The organism is Campylobacter concisus, from assembly GCF_902460575.1.
GTDB classification, from domain to species: domain Bacteria; phylum Campylobacterota; class Campylobacteria; order Campylobacterales; family Campylobacteraceae; genus Campylobacter_A; species Campylobacter_A concisus_AW.
Genome location: NZ_CABPUY010000008.1, coordinates 1 through 1,670, shown reverse-complemented (window position 1 = coordinate 1,670; position 1,670 = coordinate 1). Strand labels below are relative to the sequence as shown.

Here is a 1,670-nt window from a genome sequence, read left to right as displayed (position 1 = left end):
AAATGGGCTACCTCTTAAAAAAGAAGATATCAAAAGTCTAGCTAAAAATTTCTCACATGCCATAATGGCAACTGCTGAGCAACAATACGGACTTAACACTCCTTTTAAGCTAGTAAAAACAAAAGGTGATGAGAGGGATGCGGAGCAGATACTAACTAGCAATAGCCATCTAATAGGCAAGCGCATAAAAGTAGGAGATAGCAGCTTTGACATGGGTAGCTTAAACGATGAGGCAGTACAAGAATACGAGATAGTGCCATGTTCTCCTAGTCAAAAAAAGATAGAGAGAAGGGAGATCATCACACTAAAAACGGCATTTGAAAATTTTACAGCTAACACTAGCGTTAGTCAAAAGTGGTCAAGTAGCACTATGGATCTGGTAAATATAGTAGGTAATATATTATTTAAATTCTTTCATCCAAATAAGGACATTACATCCATATCACGAGATGATCTGCTTAAATTTAGAAATACTTTGGCTCACATACCAACCAAGCTAAACCAAAAAGCCAAATATAAAGATAAAAGCCTAGAGCAGATAATACACATGGGCAAAAATGATGCCAAGCTATCACAAGTAACCATACAAAAATATATGATAAGAGTAGTGCAGTTCTTTAAGTATTGCTATAACAGTGACTACATAAGTAAGAGCATCGTAAATGACCTAAACGTAAAAGTAGAGATAAATCCGATGGAGCGTAAGGTTCTGCCTTATAGCAAAGAAGAGGCTAATGCTATCTTTAAAATAGTCCAAAATTTTAAAGAGACCAACAAGTCACCGAGCAAACGTATAAGTGCAAATGATCTATACTATATAACTATGATAGCAGCATATAGTGGTATGAGGATAAACGAGATAGTCCAGCTAAGAGCACGTGACATTGTGCAGCACAATAATGTGCTTTGCTTTAGCATAAATAGAGATGATGGCAAAAGCACTAAAAACATAAATTCCATAAGGCTTGTGCCAGTTCATAGTAAGCTAATAGAGTTTGGACTAATGGAGTTTGTAAAACAAAGAGCTAGTGCAAATAAAAGCATCTTTAAAGTAAGCAATAAAGACTTTTCAGAAATTTTTAGATCTCAAATACAACGAAAGCTAATAAGCAGCGACAAACAAAAGACTTTTTACTCGTTTAGGCACTATTTTATAGATACGCTTGTCCAACAAGAAGTAGAGCCAAATATCATAGCTCAAATAGTAGGACATGAGAAGCAGTATAAAATTTTACTTGGAACATATGCTACAAATATAAATGCTAGTGTATTAAAAGCAAAAGTTGAAATGGTATGCTATTAGACATATGGTTTATATGAATGTATGCTTCCTTCTATAAACCATAATCTACTTGCTTGATGTTAAATTGCTAATCCTTTATATTATGCTCTTTAGCATAGCTTAATATCTTTTGCCTAAGATCTTCTGGGAAGCTATCTCTATACATAACTGGTGTTAGAGGGTTTAGCTTTTTATCTAATTTACCAGTCTCATATAGTCTTGTTAGCTCTTCTGGTGTGTTGTAGTATGGTGCATTTGGATAGCCCTCTGGTGGGGTTAGGGACATTATTTTGGCTTCTAGGAGGGTGGAGTCGATAAAAAGAGAAAGTGTTCTATCATCCCAATCTTTAGGAAATCCTGGAAGCTCTAGTCTATCTTGAAATTTAGG

The 1,670-nt window shown here is 35.0% G+C and carries 1 protein-coding gene and 1 pseudogene; one reads left to right on the top strand and one right to left on the bottom strand.

Features of this window, described 5'->3' with window-relative positions; translation table 11 throughout:
* A partial coding sequence (locus tag F3G76_RS10285) for a site-specific integrase (protein ID WP_149706670.1) occupies window positions 1-1,303 on the top strand: 1,303 nt, incomplete at its 5' end.
* Window positions 1,304-1,370: 67 nt separating this feature from the next.
* On the opposite strand, the pseudogene F3G76_RS10280 reads toward F3G76_RS10285, so the two are convergent.
* Window positions 1,371-1,670 (bottom strand): annotated as a pseudogene (locus tag F3G76_RS10280) (thioredoxin reductase); the annotation flags it as partial.